Source organism: Vibrio sp. D173a (assembly GCF_030248475.1).
In genome coordinates, this window is sequence record NZ_JAHGAH010000319.1 from 1 (window position 1) to 1151 (window position 1151).

At 48.9% G+C, this 1151-nt stretch carries 3 protein-coding genes; all 3 read right to left on the minus strand.

Annotated features, from left to right (window positions below):
• Nucleotides 1-440: FAD/NAD(P)-binding oxidoreductase (locus KIV40_RS25090; protein ID WP_285351920.1), on the minus strand; the 440-nt coding region annotated here is incomplete at its 3' end.
• Nucleotides 441-450: 10 nt separating this feature from the next.
• The gene (locus KIV40_RS25095; protein ID WP_032553481.1) at nt 451-750 is read right to left on the minus strand and encodes a (2Fe-2S)-binding protein; all 300 of its coding nucleotides are present in this window, start codon (nt 748-750) and stop codon (nt 451-453) included.
• On the minus strand, nt 734-1151 hold a 418-nt coding region (locus tag KIV40_RS25100; RefSeq protein WP_285351925.1), incomplete at its 5' end, for an FAD-dependent oxidoreductase. The genes KIV40_RS25100 and KIV40_RS25095, both read right to left, overlap by 17 nt.

Sequence of the window (1151 nt, forward strand, 5' to 3'; positions counted from 1 at the left end):
GTTTTCATCATAATCTGACACGCACCCGCGGTCATCGCTCCCGGTAGAGTCCAACCGACAAATGGAAATGGCCTTTCCATTGCCCCAGTAGCAATGATGATTTGTTTCGCTACGGTTTTATTGGCTACACCATTTTGGCTCCAGTAGACGCAGTTTTCACTGTCGATTCGCCACAGTGTCGCCCTGGTAATATGGGTCAGCGGCGCTCGATTAAACGCCTTGATTATGCTTGCACCATGTTGATAGTCGGGCCCAAAGATAGAGCCGTTAGGATGCCCTTGTTCTTTCTGCGCTCGATATATCTGACCTCCCGGGATCGGCTGTTCATCAATCACAACCACACTGGCACCTGCTTCTGCGCATCTCACTGCAGCAATCATTCCCGCTGGGCCAGCACCAATGACACATACATCGACTTGTTTTCTTATTTCGTCTTGCATGAACTCACCACTAATTTGTCTGACGGCAAATCGTCATGCCATCTTCTATTACATTCATACATGCTTGAACATTGTGCTCACCATTGACTTGAACACGACACTCAAAGCAACTACCCATCATGCAAAACGGGGCGCGGGGGGCTCCCGACTGTGGAGACTCTCGAGTATGGTCAACACCTGCAGCCAACAATGCAGCCGCAATGGTGTCACCAACATGGGCTGTGTATGGCTTGCCTTCCCAAAAAAACTCCACCGTCTGTTGCGACCTTTCTGTCGCAACCATTCGTTGAAACTTAGAACCTGTCTTCACTGAATAACTCCAAAGTTGGTGCATCCGCTGCTTCTTCTAGCCAAGCTGGGAGCAAAAAACTGTGCGCTGCGGCTAATGTAATACCACTATGACAACTAATGAGATAAGCGCCTGAATTGGTTTTCGACTGTTGATATATCGGTAAGCCATCGGGAGATATAATGCGAATTGCTCCCCAGCTACGAACCAACTTTGTCTGGGCTAAAAACGGATAAACCGCAATCGCGCGTTCAGCTATCGCCGCCGTCACGTCTAAGGTATCGCTATCATCAAAACCAGCGTTCTCCTTAGAGTCTCCGATCTGAATACCACCTTCATTGACCTGTCTGATGATCCCTGAGGCACGCTTCAGTCTTGGGGGAAGCTTTTCGGTAATCAGAACTTGACCTTTTTGTGCGCTA